Annotated in this window: 20 protein-coding genes; 8 read left to right on the forward strand and 12 right to left on the reverse strand. The window is 63.7% G+C overall.

The window, feature by feature from the left end; translation table 11 throughout:
* Window positions 1–240 precede the first annotated feature (240 nt).
* Window positions 241–471: a hypothetical protein gene (locus EOB36_RS17280; RefSeq protein WP_128285319.1), complete on the forward strand. Its 231-nt coding sequence runs from the start codon at window positions 241–243 to the stop codon at window positions 469–471.
* 74 nt (window positions 472–545) lie between these two features.
* Window positions 546–1,259 (forward strand): haloacid dehalogenase type II, encoded by a 714-nt coding sequence (locus EOB36_RS17285; RefSeq protein ID WP_128285320.1) that lies wholly within the window; start codon window positions 546–548, stop codon window positions 1,257–1,259.
* Window positions 1,260–1,378: 119 nt separating this feature from the next.
* Here EOB36_RS17285 and EOB36_RS17290 read toward each other — a convergent pair whose 3' ends face one another.
* From EOB36_RS17290 to hisS, 4 genes are all read right to left on the reverse strand, one after another.
* Complete coding sequence (locus EOB36_RS17290; protein ID WP_128285321.1) at window positions 1,379–3,151, reverse strand: AMP-binding protein; 1,773 nt, start codon at window positions 3,149–3,151, stop codon at window positions 1,379–1,381.
* A 249-nt stretch (window positions 3,152–3,400) separates the two neighbouring features.
* On the reverse strand, window positions 3,401–4,096 hold the full coding sequence (hisG, locus tag EOB36_RS17295; RefSeq protein ID WP_128285322.1) for an ATP phosphoribosyltransferase: 696 nt from the start codon (window positions 4,094–4,096) through the stop codon (window positions 3,401–3,403).
* Entirely contained in the window at window positions 4,093–5,214 is a 1,122-nt protein-coding gene (locus EOB36_RS17300) for an ATP phosphoribosyltransferase regulatory subunit (protein WP_128285323.1), read from the reverse strand. The genes hisG and EOB36_RS17300 overlap by 4 nt, the downstream gene beginning before the upstream one ends.
* 171 nt (window positions 5,215–5,385) lie before the next feature.
* Window positions 5,386–6,885, reverse strand: coding sequence for a histidine--tRNA ligase (gene hisS / locus EOB36_RS17305; protein WP_095483580.1), 1,500 nt, complete (start codon window positions 6,883–6,885; stop codon window positions 5,386–5,388).
* Window positions 6,886–7,100: 215 nt separating this feature from the next.
* On the opposite strand from hisS, the gene EOB36_RS17310 reads away from it, so the two are divergent.
* On the forward strand, window positions 7,101–7,355 hold the full coding sequence (locus tag EOB36_RS17310) for a hypothetical protein (protein WP_095483579.1): 255 nt from the start codon (window positions 7,101–7,103) through the stop codon (window positions 7,353–7,355).
* Between the two features lie 175 nt (window positions 7,356–7,530).
* Here EOB36_RS17310 and EOB36_RS17315 read toward each other — a convergent pair whose 3' ends face one another.
* Entirely contained in the window at window positions 7,531–8,166 is a 636-nt protein-coding gene (locus EOB36_RS17315) for a DNA-3-methyladenine glycosylase I (protein WP_128285324.1), read from the reverse strand.
* Between the two features lie 213 nt (window positions 8,167–8,379).
* Here EOB36_RS17315 and EOB36_RS17320 point away from each other — a divergent pair, with 213 nt between their 5' ends.
* Together EOB36_RS17320 and EOB36_RS17325 are read left to right on the forward strand one after the other, a co-directional pair.
* Window positions 8,380–9,126, forward strand: a complete 747-nt coding sequence (locus EOB36_RS17320) for a L,D-transpeptidase (RefSeq protein WP_128285325.1) — start codon at window positions 8,380–8,382, stop codon at window positions 9,124–9,126.
* 282 nt (window positions 9,127–9,408) lie between these two features.
* The gene (locus tag EOB36_RS17325; RefSeq protein WP_128285326.1) at window positions 9,409–10,329 is read left to right on the forward strand and encodes a bifunctional 5,10-methylenetetrahydrofolate dehydrogenase/5,10-methenyltetrahydrofolate cyclohydrolase; all 921 of its coding nucleotides are present in this window, start codon (window positions 9,409–9,411) and stop codon (window positions 10,327–10,329) included.
* 18 nt (window positions 10,330–10,347) lie between these two features.
* On the opposite strand, the gene glcF is transcribed toward EOB36_RS17325, so the two are convergent.
* The 6 genes from glcF to EOB36_RS17355 form a co-directional block, all read right to left on the reverse strand.
* Window positions 10,348–11,679, reverse strand: a complete 1,332-nt coding sequence (gene glcF, locus EOB36_RS17330) for a glycolate oxidase subunit GlcF (protein ID WP_128285327.1) — start codon at window positions 11,677–11,679, stop codon at window positions 10,348–10,350.
* Between the two features lie 68 nt (window positions 11,680–11,747).
* Window positions 11,748–12,149 carry a DUF4870 domain-containing protein gene (locus tag EOB36_RS17335; protein ID WP_128285328.1) on the reverse strand — a complete coding sequence of 134 codons (402 nt, stop codon included), beginning with the start codon at window positions 12,147–12,149 and terminating at the stop codon, window positions 11,748–11,750.
* Window positions 12,146–13,402 (reverse strand): FAD-binding protein, encoded by a 1,257-nt coding sequence (locus EOB36_RS17340; RefSeq protein WP_128285329.1) that lies wholly within the window; start codon window positions 13,400–13,402, stop codon window positions 12,146–12,148. The genes EOB36_RS17335 and EOB36_RS17340 overlap by 4 nt, the downstream gene beginning before the upstream one ends.
* A gap of 76 nt (window positions 13,403–13,478) precedes the next feature.
* Window positions 13,479–13,946, reverse strand: a complete 468-nt coding sequence (locus EOB36_RS17345; protein WP_128285330.1) for a DUF559 domain-containing protein — start codon at window positions 13,944–13,946, stop codon at window positions 13,479–13,481.
* Between the two features lie 50 nt (window positions 13,947–13,996).
* Entirely contained in the window at window positions 13,997–15,493 is a 1,497-nt protein-coding gene (locus tag EOB36_RS17350; protein ID WP_095483572.1) for an FAD-linked oxidase C-terminal domain-containing protein, read from the reverse strand.
* Between the two features lie 283 nt (window positions 15,494–15,776).
* Window positions 15,777–17,099 carry a DUF3422 family protein gene (locus tag EOB36_RS17355; protein WP_127206437.1) on the reverse strand — a complete coding sequence of 441 codons (1,323 nt, stop codon included), beginning with the start codon at window positions 17,097–17,099 and terminating at the stop codon, window positions 15,777–15,779.
* 196 nt (window positions 17,100–17,295) lie between these two features.
* Between EOB36_RS17355 and EOB36_RS17360 the strand changes: the two genes are divergently transcribed.
* Genes EOB36_RS17360 through EOB36_RS17370 form a run of 3 tightly spaced genes read left to right on the forward strand, consistent with a single transcriptional unit; the run spans window position 17,296 to window position 20,100 of the window.
* Window positions 17,296–18,099: an FCD domain-containing protein gene (locus EOB36_RS17360; protein ID WP_095483570.1), complete on the forward strand. Its 804-nt coding sequence runs from the start codon at window positions 17,296–17,298 to the stop codon at window positions 18,097–18,099.
* Between the two features lie 55 nt (window positions 18,100–18,154).
* A complete protein-coding gene (locus EOB36_RS17365) occupies window positions 18,155–19,291 on the forward strand; it encodes an alpha-hydroxy acid oxidase (protein ID WP_095483569.1) in 1,137 nt (378 codons plus the stop codon).
* 35 nt (window positions 19,292–19,326) lie between these two features.
* Window positions 19,327–20,100 carry a metallophosphoesterase family protein gene (locus EOB36_RS17370; protein WP_126107242.1) on the forward strand — a complete coding sequence of 258 codons (774 nt, stop codon included), beginning with the start codon at window positions 19,327–19,329 and terminating at the stop codon, window positions 20,098–20,100.
* 100 nt (window positions 20,101–20,200) lie between these two features.
* On the opposite strand, the gene EOB36_RS35755 is transcribed toward EOB36_RS17370, so the two are convergent.
* Entirely contained in the window at window positions 20,201–20,332 is a 132-nt protein-coding gene (locus EOB36_RS35755) for a hypothetical protein (protein ID WP_280953354.1), read from the reverse strand.
* Window positions 20,333–20,470 lie beyond the last annotated feature (138 nt).

Genomic DNA, 20,470 nt, shown 5'->3' on the forward strand with positions numbered 1-20,470 from the left:
ATCGCATTCCCTTGGTTCCTGCAAGCCAGCCCAGTAGTGCAGTTTCTTGCCCACACATTCTTCTTCGGTACCGTCCTCGGCTGGTTCCTGTGGAAATCTCACGAGAGAAGCGGGCTCGAGGGACCGGCGGTTTAGACTTTGCCAACCCCGACTTGGCGCCGTCGGATTGAAAGCGAAAAGACAGCGGCGATCACCGGCGCTTCTGCTCGCGCGCGACAAACCCGCTCTCAGCCAGCTGACGTGGGAATCAAAGGCAAGGGCGGCGAGGCTCCCGCCGTCGCCGCTGATGTTTCCGACGCACTCAAGGTATTCGCAGCGGCCAATAAGATCGAGCCAGTACTGGCGGGCCGATCGACGGGCAACCGCTCAATGTCATGTCCGACGATCCGGGTCATGTCCGACGATCTGGCGCTGAAAACAACGGACAGCTGGCTGCTTTACAATGATCAGGCTTTCGCGCATTTCGACTAGTTCAAGCGGCAACAAGATCGTTCCCTCTGACCGCGACTGACGGACCACCAGACCGACGAGCATGGAGAGCTGAAGTGACGGAAGTTGAGGTGTTGTTCTTCGACGTCTTGGGAACCGTTGTCGATTGGCGCGGCAGCATAGCGGTGGAGGTGAGTTCGTTTCTGAAGCGCCATGACGCTTTGCATATCGACGCCGGTGCTTTTGCCGATGCTTGGGTCGGACGCTATGACGCATCGGTTGAAGCCGTTCGGTGCGGTCGTCGGCCCTTTGTTCCGCTCGATCTGCTCAATATGGAGAACCTGGAAGCGTGCCTGAAGGGGTTCGGGCTGACGCCATCGGCTTTACCGAGCGCCGAGCTGGAAGACCTCAATCTGGCCTGGTACCGCCTCAAACCGTGGCCGGATTCGGTGGAGGGCCTCTCCAGATTGAAGGAACGCTTCATCGTCGCACCGCTGTCCGATGGGAACACCCGACTTCTGGTGGACATGACAAAACATGCCGCGCTGCCATGGGATATGATCCTCGGCGCTGATATCTCCAAGGCCTATAAACCGATGCCACAGGTGTATCTTCGTGCCTGTGAGCTGCTGAGCGTGGAGCCGGACAGGGCGATGCTGGTTGCCGCCCACGACTATGATCTGGACGCCGCGCGTCGATGCGGATTGAAGACGGCGTATGTCGTTCGCTCAAATGCGCACGACCCGTCGAAGACTGCCGCTATCGCGCCGCTCGATGGTTGGGATTACATGGCAAATGACTTGATCGAACTCGCTGCGATTCTGAAGTAGGTTGCGAAGGCGCGCTCCGGCAGCCGGTAGTAAGGCCTTGCCCGCAAAGCGAACAAACTTCCCAACCCGCAACCAGACAACAACCCGGCCACGAACGTCCCCCCACGGGGGCCGCCCGCTCAAGCCGTCTTCGCCGCCACCAGCCCCAGCTCCTCGACCATAGCCTTGCGCATGAGAAATTTCTGCGGCTTGCCGGTAACCGTCATCGGCAATTCGGTGCGGAAGCGGATGTGGCGCGGGATCTTGTAATGGGCGATCTGGCCGGCGCAGAAGGCCTTGATCTCCTGCTCGGTGGCGATCTGGTCGGGCTTAAGCACGATCCAGGCACAAAGCTCCTCGCCGTATTTTGGATCGGGAATGCCGAACACCTGCACTTCCCTGACCTTGGGGTGGCGATAGAGGAACTCCTCGACCTCGCGCGGATAGACGTTCTCGCCGCCGCGGATGACCATGTCCTTGACCCGGCCGACAATGTTGCAATAGCCCTCGGCATCGATGGTGGCGAGATCGCCGGTGTGCATCCAGCCGTCGGCGTCGATCGCCTCGCGGGTCTTTTCGTCGTCGTCCCAATAGCCCTTCATCACGGAATAGCCGCGTGTACAGAGCTCGCCCGGCGCACCGACCGCAACGGTGGCGCCATCGGCGTCGATGGCCTTGACCTCGACATGGGGGTGGACGCGGCCGACCGTCGAAACGCGCTTTTCCAGCGGGTCGTCGACGCTGCTCTGGAACGACACCGGGCTGGTCTCGGTCATGCCATAGGCGATGGTCACTTCTGCCATGTGCATCAGCGAGACCACCTTCTTCATCACCTCGATCGGGCACGGCGAGCCGGCCATGATGCCGGTGCGCAGGCTGGTGAGATCAAAGGACTGGAAATCCGGATGGTCGAGCAAGCCGACGAACATGGTCGGCACGCCGTAGAGGCCGGTGCAGCGTTCACCTGCCACCGCCTTCAGCGTGGCGCCGGCATCGAATCCCTCACCGGGGAAAACCATGGTCGCGCCCTTGGTGACGCAGCCGATCGTGCCCATCGACATGCCGAAACAGTGATAGAGCGGCACCGGGATGCACAGCCGATCGTCGACAGTAAGCCTGATCGCCGAGGTGACGAAGTTGCCGTTGTTGACGATGTTGTTGTGGGTCAGCGTCGCGCCCTTGGGCGCGCCTGTCGTGCCTGACGTGAACTGGATGTTGATGGCGTCGCCGGGCTTCAGCCCCTCGGAGATGCGGTCGAGGCTGTCATGCTCGTCGCGCCCGGCCATCGCCAGCACGTCGGCGAAATTGAACATGCCGGGCGAATTCTCCTCGCCCATGCGGATGACGATCTTCAGCGCCGGCAATTTCTTCGCGTCGAGCTCGCCCGGCGTCGCAGTCGCGATCTCCGGCGCCAGCGTCTCGATCATGCCGAGATAGTCGGAGGTCTTGAATCTGGCTGATGTGACCAGTGCCTTGCAGCCGACCTTGTTCAGGGCATATTCGAGCTCGACCAGTCGGTAGGCCGGGTTGATGTTGACCAGGATCAGGCCGATGCGCGCGGTGGCGAATTGCGTCACCAGCCATTCCCAGCGGTTGGGTGACCAGATGCCGACCCGGTCGCCTTTTGCCAGGCCGAGCGCCAGGAAGCCTGCGGCCAGGGCATCCACCGTGTCTGAAAGTTCGCTCCAGGTGAAGCGCTTGTCCTGTTCGACGAAAACGGCGGCGTCGAGCGTGCCGTATTTGCTGACGGTGTCCGAAAGCAACGCCGGGATCGTCTGCTGCAGCAGCGGCATGGTGCGCTCGCCCGACACATGCGCCCTGCCGTCGACCGGCGCGACAAACGTGGCGCCATTGCGCGGGCGGCGGCTGCGCAGGTTGGTGGCATTCTTCAACTCGTCGAGATTGATCGGCATCGCCGTCTCCTCCGCAGACGATGCCGAGTCTATCAGCCTGCCGGGGCGGTGGAAAACAAAAAACCCGCCTCGGCGGCGGGTCCTTGGCGCAAATCAGCGCGTATGAAAATTACTAACATAACTGCCGGCACAAAGCAAGAACAAACATGCTATACCTCAGGGCAATCGCTTCAGGTGGCGCTGCCTCTTGTCTGCCTGCGTTCCAGCGTCCGATCTCCCCCAGGGGAGATGTCCGATGGTATCGGAGAGCTATCTCTCCACGGCCATCTTGGCGGCGATGTCGCGCAAGATTGCCTCGTCGGCGGCGGCACGCGTCTTCCTCGACGCGACAAGGCAGGCCTCTGACCGCAGAATGACGCCGTCGGCCAGCACCTTCAGATGATTGGCGCGCAACGTCGAGCCTGACGTGGTGATGTCGACGACGACATCGGCCAATCCTGCCGCCGGCGCGCCTTCGGTGGCGCCCAGGCTCTCGACGATGCGATAGACCTGGATGCCGTGCTTTTGCGAAAAGAATTGCTGCGTCAGCCGCCAGTATTTGGTGGCGATCCTGAGCCGCCTGCCGTGGCGCTGGCGGAAATCGGCGGCGACGTCGTCGAGATCGGCCATCGTATCGACATCGAGCCAGATGTCAGGCACCGCCACCACGACATCGGCGTTGCCGAAACCGAGGCGGGCGACGATCTCCGCACGTGCCTCCCAGTCGGCAAGGCTTTCGCGCAACAGATCCTCGCCGGTGATGCCGAGATCGACCGAGCCTTGGCCGATCTCGCCAGCGATTTCGGACGCCGACAAGAACGCCACCTCGACGGCTTCCACGCCTTCGATGCGGGCGCGGTATTTGCGCTCGTCGCCGGGCAGGCTAACGGCAAGCCCGGCGCTCGCCAGCACTTCCAGCGCCTGCTCCTTGAGCCGGCCTTTCGACGGGATCGCCAGCGTGATCATTGCGCCTTCTCCCGCAACGCTTCGATGCGGTCGAGCCAGACGGAAAAGCCGACGCCGGGGATCGGCGTTTTCGCGCCGAGCAGCGTCAGCAGCCGGTCATAACGGCCGCCGCCGGCCAGCGGCCGGTCGCCGTCTTCCGTCGCGATCTCGAAGACCAGGCCGGTGTAGTAATCCAGCGGACGGCCGAAGGCGGCATCGTAGCGGATTTTTTCCATGGGCAGGTCAAGAGCTTCGATCGCCTTGGCGCGTGCAGAAAAACTCTCCAGTGCAGCGCCCAGCGAGAGCCCGGCGCCGGCGCTGAAGGTTTCGAGCGCTTGTGCGGCGCCGTCGAGCGGCACGTCGATCGCCAGAAAAGTCTTCAGCGCCGAAAATGCCTCGTTCGACAGCCGCACGCTGCGCAGCTCGGCCTTTTCAATCAGGCGCCGCGCAATGTCGGACGGCGAACGCCCCGCCGACGCCGACAGACCAGCCTGCTCCATGCCGCCGGCGATGTGCGACGAAAGCCCTTCCAGATCGCCATCGAGGACAAGGGCGGCGACCGGTCCGGCGAGTTGGCCATTGCGCGGCGGGTTGGCGAGGTCGGCAAGGGCTGCCTCCAGCATCGCCGCCGAACCGAAGGCGCGAGCCAGCCGCATGCGCCAGCCGCGCGGCAGGCCGAGGGCGGCGAGCACCGCCTCAAAAATGGTCTGGTCGCCGAGCGTGACCGCTAGTGCCTGGCCCGGCAGCACCAGGGAAAGCAGCGCATGCGCATCGGCCAGCGAGCGGGCATCGGCTTGCGGTGTATCGCGGTCACCAAGATCCTCGATGCCGGCCTGGAAAAACTCATTGCCGCCCTCGCGGCGCTGGCGAAAGACCTCGCCGAGATAGGAATAGCGGCGCGGCGTGCCGGCCTGGCTGGCAATGTGGTCGAGGCAGACCGGAATGGTGAATTCCGGCCGTAGGCAAAGTGTGAGGCCGGTCTCGCTTTCGGTGAGAAAAATGCGGCGGCGCAGATCCTCTCCCGCCATGTCGAGGAACGGGTCGGCCGGCTGCAGCACGGCCACCTCGACGGCATGCGTCCCGCGCGCGGCGAAGAGTTTAGCGATGTCTGATGCGATGGCGGGGTAGCGGGAGGTCACGAGACGCCACCTTGCCTTCTCCCCCTGTGGGAGAAGGTGGATTGGCGCGCAGCGCCAAGACGGATGAGGGGTGCTGGAAGAAATGAGGCGTCGGCGTTCCCTGGAACACCCCTCATCCGACCGAGCTTCGCTCGGCCACCTTCTCTCACAAGGGGAGAAGGGAGCGGCGCCCTACTTGCCACGCGCCCGCTCCTCGGCCTGCGCCGCCAGTATCTTCCTCACCTCGGCAACCAGCTCGCTTTCCGCCACCGTCACCTGCGCTGGCCGCGCTGCGCGCCATTCGGCGTTGTCTGATATCTCGGCCGACATGCGTGCGCCCTCGATCAGGTCCTTGATCTGCACCTCGCCCTTGGCGCGCTCGTCGCCGCCCTGGATGATGGCGACGGGGCTGCCACGGCGGTCGGCATATTTGAGCTGCGCCTTCATGCCGGCGCCGCCGAGATACATTTCGGAACGGATGCCGGCGGCACGCAGCTCGGCGACCATCTTCTGGTAGCGGCCGAGGCTTTCGGTGTCCTTGTCCATGGTGAGCACGACGACCGGAGCGACGACATCAGAGGTGTCGAGCTTGCCGAGGTTCTTCAGCGCGGTCATCAGCCTGGAGACGCCGATGGAAAAGCCGGTCGCCGGCACTGGCTCGCCACGAAAGCGCGAGACGAGACCGTCATAGCGACCGCCGCCGCCGACCGAGCCGAAGCGCACGATCTGGCCATCCTCATTGGGGATTTCAGCCAGAAGCTCGGCCTCGTAGACCGGGCCGGTGTAGTATTCTAGGCCGCGGACGACGGAACGATCCATAATTATGCGGTCTTCGCCATATCCAGCTGCCCTTACCAAGTCTTCAATGATTGATAGTTCGGCAACGCCTTCGTTGAAGGACTGGCTGGCTTTCACCGTGGAATCCGGGTGCCCTAAATCACCTAGCTGAGGCTTCGCCGTAGCGTAAAGAACGGCCTCAGCTTGAACGTTGTCCAGCCCGGCGCCCTTGGTGAAATCACCGCTCTCGTCCTTGCGTCCGGTGCCAAGCAGTAGGCGCACGCCTTCGACACCCAATTTATCCAGCTTGTCGATCGCCCGCAGCACGGTCAGCCGGCGTCCGATGTTCTCGTCGCCACCAAGGCCGATCGCCTCCAGCACGCCGTCCAGCACCTTGCGGTTGTTGACCCTGATGACGTAGTCGCCGCGCTTGATGCCGAGCGCTTCCATCACGTCGGCCATCATCATCGCCATTTCGGCATCGGCCGCGACGCCCGGCGTGCCGACCGTGTCGGCGTCGAACTGCATGAACTGGCGGAAGCGGCCGGGACCGGGCTTTTCGTTGCGGAACACCCAGCCGGAGCGATAGCTGCGATACGGCTTCGGCAGCCTGTCATAATTCTCGGCGACGAAACGCGCCGTCGGCGCGGTCAGGTCGTAGCGCAGCGACAGCCACTGGTCGTCATCGTCCTGGAACGAGAACACGCCTTCGTTCGGCCGGTCCTGATCAGGCAGGAATTTGCCCAGCGCATCGGTGTATTCGATCAGCGGCTGCTCGACGGGCTCGAAGCCGTAAAGCTCGTAGACGCCACGGATCGTCGCCATCATCTTTTCGACGGCGCGGATGTCGTCGGCGCTGCGGTCGGCAAAGCCGCGCGGCAGCCGCGCTTTCGTCTTTTCCGATTTGTCGGCCATGGCATGGGTACTCGGTGTTTCGTGGCGCTCCGTGGATCGGCAAAACTCCTGAACTCCACAGCGCGGGTGTCCTAACCGATGCAGCCGGGAGCGGCAAGCGTTTGCACGTTTCCTGAAACAAACCGGACCCAAAACGAAACAATTCCGCCATAAGCGCGGCATCGTGCCGACACAATCGCAGCCGATAAAGCGCGCCGAAACAAGGGGTTCGGGCCATGACCACGGCACGGCAATTCGATATCATCGACAGTGGCGCCCGCGAGCTGCCCGCTCGTTTGCGGCCGGCCGACGGCCATGCGCCGAGACCGGCAGGCCAAACGGCGGGACCATTCGAGGTCGCGGCGGACGAGCGCAAGGGACCGACCATGCGTGATGCGCTGGTGACCAGCCTGCTGGTGATCTATCCGGCTTTTGCCACGCTTGCGGCCATTGTCGCCGGACTTTTCCTGGCCGGCGCCAGCGGCGCTTGAGTTTTTGAGCGCCCCTTTCCTTCTCCCCCTGTGGGAGAAGGTGGCCGAGCGAAGCTCGGTCGGATGAAGGGTGTTCCAGCTTGGCTGCGACAGCACTCCGTCCAACACCCCTCTTCCGTCTCGGCGCTGCGCGCCGATCCACCTTCTCCCACAAGGGGAGAAGGAAAGAAGGAGCTCACTTCGGCCGCTTGAACGCATTCCGTTCCGCCTCGACTTGCTCGCGGCAGACGCAGCCTTCAAGGTGGTCGTTGACCAGCCCCATGGCCTGCATGAAGGCGTAGACGGTGGTCGGGCCGACAAAGCTCCAGCCGCGTTTCTTCAGCTCCTTCGAAATCCGCACAGAAACCGCCGTGGTCGGATTGGCGCGCAGATGGGCGAGATCGACGATTTCGGGCCGTTCGTCCGGGCCGGGTTCGAACTTCCAGAACCAGGCGGCCAGCGAGCCGGCCTCGTCCGCCATTTCACGCGCGCGCTTGGCGTTGTTGATGGTGGAGACGATCTTGCCGCGGTGGCGGATGATGCCGGCATTGCCGAGCAGGCGCTCGACATCCTCGTCGGTGAAGGCGGCGATCTTGTCGATATCGAAGCCGGCGAACGCCTCGCGGAAATTCTCGCGCTTGCGCAATATGGTCAGCCAGGACAGACCCGACTGAAAGCCTTCGAGGCAGATCTTTTCGAACAGCCTGCGGTCATCGGTGACCGGCCGGCCCCATTCATGGTCGTGGTAGTGCAGATAATCCGGCAGATTGCCGTGCCAGAAGCAGCGCGCGATACCATCGGGGCCGGCGAGCAGGCCTGTCTTCTCATCCATGGCGGAATTCCATTCGTTAATGCGCCTTAGCGCGCCTTTTACTCCGGCTTTACCAGATTCCTGAACCGGCCAGTAACCACACCGAAAGGTTTACTGACAATGGAGCATTTTACGCATTCCGATTCACGTTTCGGTTGCCGCTCCGCGCGCAATGTCCACGAAATCGGGGACGCTTTTGCGCCCCCGGATGTTCGACGATCAAGGTGCGTTCCAATGAAGACATTTTTGTTTCCGCTGCTCGGCGCCGCAGCCGCGCTGGCCGCTGCCGCTACATCCTCCAGCGCCAATGACCGTTATGCCGACAGGCCGCCGGTGATGGTGAGCCCCGACCTTTCGGCGCCTTGGGTGCTGCAGCTTGGCAGCGCGCCGGGCATCGTCCGCCAAAACCGGCAAGAGATGCAAAAGCCGCAGCGCCGTTCTCAACGGCAGGCGCAACCGGCTCAGCTGCATACGGCCGCGGTGCAGGCGCCGTCCAAGAAGCGCATGGTCGCGCGCCCGCAGATCGACCCGATCTACCTGCCGCAGGAAGTCGCCTATGACGGTCCGCACAAACCGGGCACGATCGTCATCGATACGACAGAGAATTTTCTCTATCTGGTCGAGAACAACGGCAAGGCACGGCGCTATGGCGTCGGGACCGGCAAGCCGGGCTTCGAATGGGCCGGCAAGCACAAGATCTCGCAGAAGAAGGTCTGGCCCGAATGGCGGCCGCCGGCGGAGATGATCACGCGCGAGGCCGCCAAGGGCCGTTATCTGCCGACCTATGTCGCCGGTGGCAGCGAGAACCCGCTCGGCGCACGCGCGCTTTATCTTGGCTCGACCCTCTACCGCATCCACGGCACCAACCAGCCATGGACGATCGGCGGCGCGGTGTCGTCGGGCTGCATCCGCATGCGCAACGAAGATGTCGTCGACCTCTATGAACGGGTCAATGTTGGCACGACGGTTGTGGTGATATAGTTGCGGTCACGAATCATCTCGGCTAGAAAGATATTAGTTTTGGCTTTTTGAGGCCGGGCGAAAGAACAACGGGGGACGGGCCGTGTGGGGATGCGGCCAGTCACGAAAGGGCAGCGCGGCAAGCCGCGCTGCCCTTTTTGTTCCTGCTGACATCCGGTTGGCCGGCATTTCGCAGATTCGCCGGTACGTCGCGCGACAGGCATAGCGGTTCGCTTTCGAGCTGCCATTATCCCAAGAGTTTTGCTATGTCGGCAGCAACACTTTCAGACAGAAGGTTCACGCATGTCCCTGTCCGATGACAGCCGCTATCTCAGGGGCGGCCCGGTCGCCCAACGCATCATCGCCTCCGTGCGTGAGGATGCAGCGATCGCCACCGCCGAAGGCTTTCCGCCCAAACTGATATCGATCACCGTCGGCGACACAGCTGCGGTGGATGTCTATGTCCGGAACCAGCGCGCCAAGGCAGCATTGGCCGGCATCGGCTTCGAGGAAAGGCGGTTTGCCGCCGACATCACCGCCGGCGAACTGGAAGCGGCGATCCACGGCCTTAATGCCGATCCGCGCGTCACCGGCATCATCATCCAGCGGCCGGTGCCGGCGCATATCCCGATCAAGACCCTTCAGGCGGCGGTGCATCCGCTCAAGGACGTCGAGGGCATGCATCCAGCTTCTATCGGCAACATCGTCTACAACCAGCTAGACCTCGCGCCGTGCACGGCCGCCGCTTCGGTCGAGCTGCTTAAGGAAACCGGTCTCGATCTCAAGGGGCTCGAGGTCGTCATCGTTGGCCACTCCGAGATCGTCGGCAAGCCGATCGCCTTCCTGCTGATGAGCGAGGGCGCGACAGTGACGGTCTGCCACCACATGACGCGCTCGGTGGCAGCGCATGCCCGCCGCGCCGACGCGCTGTTCGTCGCGGTCGGCAAGCCGCGGCTGATCAAGGCCGACATGGTCAAGCCCGGGGCGGCCGTCATCGACATCGGCATCAATGCCGAGACGGGACCCGACGGGGAGAGCCGCATCGTCGGCGACGTCGATACCGAGAGCGTCAAGGAGGTGGCGTCCTGGATCACACCGGTGCCGGGCGGCGTCGGTCCGATCACCGTGGCGATTCTTTTGCGCAATACGATGGTGGCGCTCAGCCGCCAGCGCGCACGCTACCAGGCGACCTACGGTGTGGTGGACAAGCTCGCTGCTGAGTAGAAAGCAGCCTGAACCACGTCATTCCGCTGCCACGACCGCCCTGCTGTCCGTAACGCCCTCCGGCTGCGGTCCGCCATAGGCCCAGTCGAGCAGTTTTATCGTGTGCACCACCGGCATCTTCGCCGCCGAAGCGATCTGGGTGATGCAGCCGATGTTGCCGGTGGCGACGATTTCAGCACCCGTTGCCTCGATATTCCTGACCTTGCGGTCACGCAGCTGAACCGAAATCTCGGACTGCAGGATGTTGTAGGTGCCGGCCGAGCCGCAGCAGAGATGGCCCTCGCGCGGCTCGCGCACGACGAAGCCGGCTTTGGCCAGAAGCTCCTTCGGCTGGCGGGTGATTTTTTGGCCATGCTGCATCGAGCACGCGGAGTGATAGGCGACGATGGTGCCCGGCTTGCGAACGGGTTCCGGCAGGTCGAGGCTCGCCAGATATTCGGTGATGTCCCTGGCCAACTCCGATACCCGCGCCGCCTTGTCGGCATAGGCCGGATCGAGGCGCAGCATGAAACCATAATCCTTGATCGTGGTGCCGCAGCCGGACGCGGTGATGACGATGGCGTCAAGGCCGCCTTGGTCGATGGCTCGCGTCCAGGCGTCGACATTCTGCCTGGCCGAGGCAAGCGCTGCCTCCTCGCGGCCCATGTGATGGACCAGCGCGCCGCAGCAGCCCTCGCCCTCGGGCACGACGACCTCGACGCCAAGCCGCGTCAGCAGCGCGATCGTCGCGTCGTTGATGGCGGGATCGAGCACGGATTGCGCGCAGCCGGTGAGGATGGCGACGCGGCCTATTTTTCTCGTGCCCTGCCCGGCATGGATGCCCGACGAAGCCATTGGCGAGGCCGCCGGGACTGATGCCGGAGCGAGCTTGAGCATCGCGCCCAGCGGCATCAGCGCCGGGATCTTTTCGAACAGTCCGGCGAATGGCTGGCCGAGCTTCGCCAGCTTGAGCGCAGCGCGGAAGCGCTTGGGATAAGGCAGGACAAAAGCCAGCATGGCGCGTGTCAGGCGATCGAGCAGCGGGCGCTTGTAGGTCTCTTCGATATGGGCGCGGGCATGATCGACCAGATGCATGTAATTGACGCCCGACGGACAGGTGGTCATGCAGGCGAGGCAGGACAGGCAGCGGTCGATATGGGTGACGATCTCCTTGTCGGCGGGGCGACCGTTCTCCAGCATGTCCTTGATCAGGTAGATCCGCCCGCGCGGCGAATCCAGCTCGTTGCCAAGCGTCACGTAGGTCGGGCAGGTGGCTGTGCAGAAGCCGCAATGCACGCATTTGCGCAGGATCTTTTCCGATTCCGCGACATGCGGATCGGCAAGCTGGGCAAGCGAAAAATTGGTCTGCACGCAAAGAGTCCTTACCGTTTGAGCATGATCTTTTCCGAAAACCGGTTCCCACTTTTCGGGATCATGCTCTAAAGTCCGAGGAACCAGCTTTCCGGGTTTTTGACCGGCTCGCCGCGCTGCAGCGCCTGCAGGCCGAGAATGCAGCGGGCGATGAACCAGACGGCGACGGCGAACATCAGCACGACGCCTATCGCCACCATCATCAGCACAACCGAGATCAGCGCATAGAGCAGGCCGATCCAGAAGGTGCGGATCAGGAATGTATAGTGGCTCTCGACGAAGCCGCCCGATTTGCCGCGGTTGATATAAGCAAGAACGATGCCGACAAGGCCGGTGATGCCGATCACCAGGCCGGCGAGATACAGAATGTAAATGATCAGTGCGTTGGTCGGACCGGGCTCCAGCCAGCGGTCGGTCTGGCGCGGCGCGGGTTTGCTTGAGTCGGTCGGGCCTGGATTGATGTCGCTCATGATGCTGCTCCCTCGGTTGCCGGGCCAAGAGTAGCAGAGCCTGCACCCGGCGCCATACGGCCGGGATTGAGGATATTCATAGGATCGAACTCGGTTTTGAGCCGCGCCGACAATCCCGCCAGTTGCGGCGCCTGCGGCTCGAACACCGGCACAGCGGCGCGATGGGACGGGGCGGCGCGCACCAGCGTCGCATGGCCGCCGCCATGCTGTCTCACCAGTCCGCGCAGAAGATCGGCTTCGGGATCGCCATGCTCCATGCGCAGCCAGATCAATCCGCCCTGCCAGTCATAGAAGGCATCGACCGCCGCCTGCATGCGCAGCGCCAACACCATCTGGTGGCCTTGCGCCGGCGCCATCGAGACGCGCCATACCGGCTTTGCCAAGCCGTCGACGAAAGGCGCACAATCTCTGATATCGCGCCAGACAGAATGCGAGATATCGCCCGAAATTTCCTCGAGCGGGCCGGCATTCCTGAGCAGATCTTTCAGCGCGGCAATGCGGTAGGCGACCGACGGACCGAAACCCTCGACGCGCAGCAATGTAGCGGCAGCGCTGCCGAGACTGCCGCCGGCGACCCGCGCGGCAACGCGTTCGGGAAGATGGGCAGCGCTCGACACTTCGGCACTGGAGCCGAGCGCCAGCGCCATGGCGGCTGCGGCGTGATCGTCGAGCAGGCCGCGCAGAGTGAGCGTGACTTCGGTCTCGGCGGCTGGCAGCACCTTGAAGGTGACGTCGGTGAACACAGCCAGCGTGCCCCAGCTGTTGGCCATGAGCTTGGACAGGTCATAGCCGGTGACGTTCTTGACCACGCGGCCACCGGACTTGAACGCCTCGCCGCGACCAGAGACGGCTGCTATGCCGAGGATGTGGTCGCGCGCCGCCCCCGCCTTCAGCCGGCGCGGGCCGGACAGGTTCGAGGCCAGCACGCCGCCGATCGTGCCTTTTCCCTTTTCGCCGCCGAGCAGCGGGCCATAGTCCAGCGGCTCGAAGGCCAGCTGCTGGCCGTTTTCGGCAAGCAATTTTTCGATCTCGGCGAGCGGCGTGCCGGCCTTCGCTGACAGCACCAGTTCGGCCGGCTCGTAAAGCGTGACGCCGGAGAGTTTCGACAGGTCGAGCGTGTGCTCGGTCTGCAGCGGACGGCCGATGCCGCGCTTGGAGCCATGGCCGAGGATTTCGAGCGGCGATTCTTCCGCCGCGGCCCAGGCGACGGTGGAGAGGACTTCGGCTGCGGTCGAGGGGGTGAAGGTGGTCATGGCGATCTCTGGTTCCTCGCCCCCGCGAAGCGGGGGAGAGGTGGCTCGGGCGAAGCCCGAGACGGAGAGGGGGCAATCATAGAGCGCCACCCCCAACCTTCTTGGCCGCAAAAACGAACCTCAGGTCCGAGGCGATCACGTCTTCGGCCAATCGCCCTTCCAGCACCGCAAGGATAGTCTCGCAAACGCTCGTCCGGCCCTTGAGTACGTCGACATTCCAGAACCGCACGACCGAGAACCCTTCGCCACGCATGAATTCGTCGCGTCGCCTATCGTAGGAACTCCCGGCATGCTGACTTCCGTCCAGTTCAACGACCAGCTTTTCGCTTCGGCAGGCGAAGTCGGCGAAATATGGCCCGATCGGCATCTGACGCACGAATTTGTATCCGCCCAGCTTCTTGGCCTTCAGCTCGTTCCAGAGGGTTGCTTCCGCCGGATTGTCGCCATGGCGAAGCGCGCGGGCACGCGCGATCCTTTCAGGTGAGCGTCGGCTTGGCACGTCGGCCGCAGGCCCCCTCTCCCTCTCGGGCTTCGCCCGAGCCACCTCTCCCCCGCTTCGCGGGGGCGAGGAACCGTCATTTTGAGACGTTGCCATCAAAACCTCGGAATGTCCGGAAACGCCATTTGCCCGCGATGCACGTGCATGCGTCCGAGCTCGGCGCAGCGGCGCAGCTGCGGAAACACCTTGCCCGGATTGAGCAGATGGTTGGGATCGAAAGCGCATTTGACCCGCATCTGCTGGTCGAGGTCGATCTGGTTGAACATTTCCGGCATCAGGTCGCGCTTCTCCACCCCTACCCCGTGCTCGCCGGTCAGCACGCCGCCGACCTTGACGCAGAGCCGCAGGATGTCGGCGCCGAAGCTTTCCGCCTTGTCGAGCTCGCCCGGCATGTTGGCGTCATAGAGGATGAGCGGATGCAGGTTGCCGTCGCCGGCATGGAAGACATTGGCGACGCCGAGCCCGTATTTCTCGGAGAGCTCGCGCATGCCGGCGAGCACGCGCGGCAGTTCCTTGCGCGGGATGGTGCCGTCCATGCAGTAATAGTCGGGTGAGATGCGGCCGACCGCCGGGAAGGCTGCCTTGCGGCCGGCCCAGAAGCTCAGCCGCTCCTGCTCCGACTGCGAAATGCGGCAGGTGGTCGAGCCGTTCCTGTAGGCGATGGCTTCGACAAGGCCGATCAAATGATCGACCTCGACGCCCGGCCCGTCGAGCTCGACGATCAGCAGCGCCTCGACATCCAAGGGATAGCCGGCATGGACGAAATCCTCGGCTGCGTGGATCGCCGGGCGGTCCATCATCTCCATGCCGCCCGGGATGATGCCGGCGCCAATGATGTCGGCGACGCATTGGCCGCCCTGCTCGCTGGTCGGGAAGCCGATCAAAAGCGCGCGCGCCGTCTCCGGCTTCTTCAGGATGCGCACGGTGACCTCGGTGACGACACCCAGCAGCCCTTCGGAACCGGTCATGACCCCGAGCAGGTCGTAGCCTTCCGCGTCGAGATGCTTGCCGCCGAGCCGCACCACCTCGCCATTCATCAGCACCATCTCGATACCGAGCACATTGTTGGCGGTAAGGCCATATTTCAGGCAATGCACGCCACCGGAATTTTCCGCGACATTGCCGCCGATCGAGCAGGCGATCTGGGAGGATGGATCGGGGGCGTAGTAAAAACCCTCCTGCTCGACGGCGGTGGTGATGCCGAGATTGGTGACGCCCGGCTGGGCGACGACGATGCGGTTGGGAAAATCGATCTCGAGAATGCGGTTGAACCGGCTCATGACTAGCAGCACCGCGTCTTCGAGCGGCAGCGCCCCGCCGGACAGCGACGTGCCGGAGCCGCGCGGCACAACGCGGATGTTGCGGTCGTTGCAATATTTCAGCACGCGCGAGACCTGCGCCACCGTTTCGGGCAGCACCACGACCAGCGGCAATTGCCGATAGGCGGTGAGGCCGTCGCTCTCGAAGGCGCGCATTGAATTGGCAGCGTCGACCACGCCTTCGCCGGGCACGATCATGCGCATATCGGCGACGATCTCGTCGCGCCGGCGCATCGTGGCGTCGTCTGGCTTCGGCATCAGCAGGCCGGACATCAACAGCCTCCTTCGATTGACTGGTAAAAATCTTTTACCAGTGGCGGGTGCGTGTTGCAAATCCTGCTTGGCCGAAATCGGAAGCCGACGCCGGGACCGGCTTCTGCGGCGGCAATCTGCCGCTGGCTTTCTCCCCCCTTGAGGGGGAGATGGCCGCGAAGCGGTCAGAGGGGGTCCAGGCGCGTAAAGTGCCAACGTCATTTCTTGTCGGTAGAGCGTTGGCGCTCCACCGAGGCGACCCCCTCTGTCGCCTTCGGCGACATCTCCCCCTCAAGGGGGGAGACTACTCACCCGCCTGCTTCGCCGGTTCTGAGTGCATGCGGCGGACACGGCGCACGCCCCACCAGACGAGCAGGATGGCAAGCGGCACCGAGGCGGCAGTGACGACCTCCGGCGCAAAGACATGGCCGAAGATCGAAACGCCCTTGGCGACATAGCCGATGAGGCCGACGACATAATAGGAGACAGCAGCGACCGAGAGACCTTCCACCGTCTGCTGCAGGCGCAATTGCAGACGGGCGCGGTTGTTCATCGACGCCAGCAGACCGCGGTTCTGCTTCTCGACCTCGACATCGACCCAGGTGCGCAGCAGCGTGGTGGCGCGGGTGAGCTTCGTCGACAGATTGGCCTGACGCTCCTCGACCGAACGGCAGGTGCGCATGGCGGGGGCGACGCGACGCTGCAGGAATCCGCCCCAGGTGTCGTAACCGGGCACCGCCTCCTCCTCCAGCGCCTCCAGGCGCTCGCGGACGATGCCGTCATAGGCGCGGCTGGCGCCGAAGCGGTAGAGGCTGGAGGCGGCGTCGGCCTCCAGCTCGGCGGCCAGCTCGGTTAGGTCGGCAAGCAGCGTCTGGCTGTCGCGGGTCTCGGCGACCTTCATTTCCAGCGTGGTCTGAGCCAGCCTGTCTTCGATGCGGCGGGCGCGACCGGACAAGGTCAGCGCCAGCGGCAGGCCAAGCATGGCCAGCGTGCGGTAGGTTTCGATATCGATCAGCCGTTGCGCCAGCGCGCCGGTGCGTGCCGGCGTCAGGCCGCGGTCGAGCACCAGCATGCGGGTCATGCCGTCGCCGTCCTGGCGGAAATCGGTGACGATAGCGGCGTTGCCGCGCTCGACCAGCGAATAGCACAGGCTGGTCGGGTCGAAGCCGGCGATCAGCTTTTCGCTCGCCTGCGTCCATTTGCGTATTTCGAGCCTGATGCCGGATATCACCGTTCCCGGCGGCGAAAACCCGTTGCCGAAAGGCGAATCTTCCTGGCGCTGGCCGCTCGCGGCGAGCGGCCCTTCCCACAGGTAGGTCGAGAATTCCGTGTGCCGTTCCCAGCGCAGCGAGCCCTTGCCCCACTTCATCGCATGGTGGCGGGCGTGGGGGTCGGGCGCGGCGATGCCGAGGCGTCGCGACAGTTCGGAAAGCACCGCCTGGTCGACGCCGGATCCGGCTTCGGTCATGAAGGAAAGCTGCACCAGCACGCGCGGTTTCTCGACCAGCGGATGCGGACGGGCGTGAACCTCGCCAAGCGCGCCAGGCCGTCCCTCATGCGCCGGAAAGCCCATGACGCTGCCCTTGACGCGAGGCTGAAATTCGAGATTGGACGGGTCATCTGCCACGGCTGGTCCCCCGGGCTTGCGCAATCGTCGTCCCTCTAGAGCCAATTGCCAAGGGACGCAAACAACAAGTTAGCCGAACGCGATATGCGGCGACAGCAGCGAAACCGACTCGGTCGGGAAAATTGGATAAATAATTTGACCAGTTGGCGACGCTGGCTTTATCTTGCGACACCGCTTCAATCCCCAGGCATCCCCGTTGAGCGACATTTTCTCCAGGATCGAGCATTCCCGCACCGCCGACGAGGTGGTGCAGCAGATCGAGAGCCTGATCCTCGAAGGCGTTCTGCGCACCGGCGACAGGCTGCCGGGCGAACGCGAGCTGGCACGCCAGTTCGAGGTGTCGCGGCCGATCCTGCGCGGCGCGCTGAAGGCGCTGGAGGGGCGCGGACTTTTGACGACGAGGCCCGGCGGCGGCACGTATGTCGCCGACGTCATCGGCCAATTGTTCACCAAGCCGGTGACGGACCTGATCTCCATGCACCGCAAGGCGGCGACCGACTATCTGGAATACCGTCGCGAGATCGAGGCGGTGGCGGCCGAGTATGCGGCGCGGCGCGCCACAGCCGACGACCTGGCGCTGCTCGACCGCATCATGGCGCGCATGGACGAGGCGCACCGGACCGGCAACTTCGACGACGAGGCGGAAATCGACGTCGAGTTCCACCACGCGATCTGCGAATGCGCGCACAACATCATCCTCCTGCACACGCTGCGCTCGTGCTACCGGCTGCTGTCGGAGGGCGTGTTCCAGAACCGGCTCTTGGTGTTCAACGTGCCGGGCGCGCGTGAGGCGCTGCTTTCGCAGCACCGGGCGATCTACGCAGCGGTGAAGGCCGGCGATCCGGCGGCCGCACGGCAGGCGGCGATGGACCACATCACCCATGTCGAACGCGCCATGGCCGAGGCGGAGCGCAGCGGCGACTGGCAGCGCGTGTCGCGGCTGAGGCTCATGCAGCGCTCCGAAGCCGGCGACGGCGAGCCGGCAAGGAAACGCACGTGAGCGCCGGGCAGACAAAATCAACAACGACGAATTAGCGAGAACCAGCGGGAAGCCCATGAGCATGATCCTCACCATCGCCGATCTCAAGGACCTGGCGCGCCGCCGCGTGCCGAAGATGTTCTTCGACTATGCCGATTCAGGTGGATGGACCGAAAGCACCTACCGGGCCAACGAGGAGGATTTCCAAAAGATCAAATTCCGCCAGCGCGTGCTGGTCGACATGAGCAACCGCTCGCTGGAATCGACCATGATCGGCGAGAAGGTGGCGATGCCGGTGGCGCTGGCGCCGACCGGCATGACCGGCATGCAGCACCCCGACGGCGAGATGCTGGCGGCGCAGGCGGCCGAGGAATTCGGAGTGCCGTTCACGCTGTCGACGATGAGCATCTGCTCGATCGAGGATGTCGCATCCGTGACCAAGAAGCCGTTCTGGTTCCAGCTCTATGTGCTGCGCGACAAGGATTTCGTCCTCGATCTCATCGACAGGGCGAAGGCTGCGAAATGCTCGGCACTGGTGCTGACGCTCGACCTGCAGATCCTCGGCCAGCGCCACAAGGATATCCGCAACGGGCTTTCGGCGCCGCCGCGCTTCACGCCGAAACACATCTGGCAGATGGCGACCAGGCCGGGCTGGTGCATTGGCATGGCGGGCACCAAGCGCCGGACCTTCCGCAACATCGTCGGCCACGCCAAGGGCGTCGGCGACCTCACCTCGCTGTCGTCATGGACGACGGAGCAGTTCGACCCGCATCTGTCGTGGAAGGACGTTGCCTGGATCAAGGAACGCTGGGGCGGCAAGCTGATCCTGAAGGGCATCCTCGACAAGGAAGACGCGCTGATGGCAGCCAAGACGGGCGCCGACGCGATCATCGTCTCCAATCATGGCGGACGCCAGCTCGACGGTGCGTCGTCATCGATCGGAGTGCTGGAAGAGATCGCCGACGCGGTCGGCGACACGATCGAGGTCCATATGGATGGCGGCATCCGCTCGGGCCAGGATGTGCTGAAAGCGCTGTGCCTCGGCGCCAAGGGCACCTATATCGGCCGGCCTTTCCTTTACGGCCTGGGCGCGCTCGGCAAGGATGGGGTTACAAAAGCCTTGGAAATTATCCGCAAGGAGATGGACATAACGCTGGCGCTGTGCGGAAAGCGTCTGGTAACCGACATGGGCAAGGATCAGCTTCGGCGTTAGACTCCCGTGACGGCATGATCACGGAGATGGAAGCATTGACCGCCCCCGGCATCCACTTTCTCGACGCGCGCGGACCGGAAGGCATGCGCCTTTATGCGGTCGGCGATGTGCATGGCCGGTTCGATCTGCTGGTCGCCATGTACCGCCGGATTGCGGCCGAGATCATCCAGGCGCGACCAGCCGACTGGCGTGTCATCTATCTCGGCGACTATGTCGACCGCGGCCCGGACTCCAAGGGGGTCCTTGATTTCCTGATCGAAGCGCGAAAACGCGACCCGCGTCACCTGATGCTCGCGGGCAACCACGACATCGGCTTCCTCGACTTCCTCGATGCCCCCGACGCAGACGGACTTTTCATGCGCTATGGCGGCATCCAGACCGCGCAATCCTACGGGGTGGCGATCAATGAAGGCGGCGGCGCGTGGTTTGGCAGGTCCGAGGCGGCACTGCGGCAAGGCCATGCAGCACTTGTCGAGGCCGTGCCGAAAAGCCATGTCGACTTCTTGCAGTCGCTGCCGTTTTCACTGACGTTCGGCGACTTCTTCTTTTGCCATGCCGGCATCCGGCCAGGCATTGCGCTGGAAAGTCAGACCACGCAGGACCTGATCTGGATCCGCGATATCTTCCACAACCATCCAGGCCTCCATCCGAAGATCGTGGTGCATGGCCACACACCGGTGCCGGAGGCCGAGGTGATGATCAACCGCGTCAATATCGACACGCTCGCCTACCAGACGGGAAACCTCACCGCGCTCGTCGTGGACGGCGCCGACAAGCGTATCCTGGTGGTGTCAGGTGAGAGGGCTTAAGGCGGGTCGCGCTTCAAGTCTTAGTTTGTTTATGTCGTTATCCCAAAACCGCTGCGCACCCTCGGGTCAAGCCCAAAGGCAGGCTTCTGGGTGGCACGCGCTAGCGAAGCGCGGCGGTGACGCCGTAGCCGTCGACGGCGTTGTGGTTGGCGGCTGCGTCGCCGGAATAAGTGCCGAGGCCGCACAACACGATGGCCGACAACATGGCAAAGGACAGAAGCGCTGCTTTCACGGACGTCATCTCTTGTTGAGCTTTCTGCATCTGTGCACGAGGCGGGTTACCAATGGGTTGAAACGAAAATACGATTTCGCGCTTCTAGGGATGTTCTGTATCGGCGATGTGTCGCGCGAGTGACACAAAGGGTTCATC

Origin of the sequence: Mesorhizobium sp. M6A.T.Cr.TU.017.01.1.1, from assembly GCF_004023115.1 — a bacterium.
GTDB classification, from domain to species: domain Bacteria; phylum Pseudomonadota; class Alphaproteobacteria; order Rhizobiales; family Rhizobiaceae; genus Mesorhizobium; species Mesorhizobium mediterraneum.

What these genes read in the sequence shown, in the direction of transcription:
- EOB36_RS17290 (WP_128285321.1), bottom strand. Translation starts at nt 3,151, where the DNA reads ATGCCGATCAATCTCGACGAGTTGAAGAATGCCACCAACCTGCGCAGC.
- hisG (WP_128285322.1), bottom strand. Translation starts at nt 4,096, where the DNA reads ATGATCACGCTGGCGATCCCGTCGAAAGGCCGGCTCAAGGAGCAGGCG.
- hisS (WP_095483580.1), bottom strand. Translation starts at nt 6,885, where the DNA reads ATGGCCGACAAATCGGAAAAGACGAAAGCGCGGCTGCCGCGCGGCTTT.
- EOB36_RS17310 (WP_095483579.1), top strand. Translation starts at nt 7,101, where the DNA reads ATGACCACGGCACGGCAATTCGATATCATCGACAGTGGCGCCCGCGAG.
- EOB36_RS17315 (WP_128285324.1), bottom strand. Translation starts at nt 8,166, where the DNA reads ATGGATGAGAAGACAGGCCTGCTCGCCGGCCCCGATGGTATCGCGCGC.
- EOB36_RS17320 (WP_128285325.1), top strand. Translation starts at nt 8,380, where the DNA reads ATGAAGACATTTTTGTTTCCGCTGCTCGGCGCCGCAGCCGCGCTGGCC.
- EOB36_RS17325 (WP_128285326.1), top strand. Translation starts at nt 9,409, where the DNA reads ATGTCCCTGTCCGATGACAGCCGCTATCTCAGGGGCGGCCCGGTCGCC.
- EOB36_RS17335 (WP_128285328.1), bottom strand. Translation starts at nt 12,149, where the DNA reads ATGAGCGACATCAATCCAGGCCCGACCGACTCAAGCAAACCCGCGCCG.
- EOB36_RS17340 (WP_128285329.1), bottom strand. Translation starts at nt 13,402, where the DNA reads ATGACCACCTTCACCCCCTCGACCGCAGCCGAAGTCCTCTCCACCGTC.
- EOB36_RS17350 (WP_095483572.1), bottom strand. Translation starts at nt 15,493, where the DNA reads ATGTCCGGCCTGCTGATGCCGAAGCCAGACGACGCCACGATGCGCCGG.
- EOB36_RS17365 (WP_095483569.1), top strand. Translation starts at nt 18,155, where the DNA reads ATGAGCATGATCCTCACCATCGCCGATCTCAAGGACCTGGCGCGCCGC.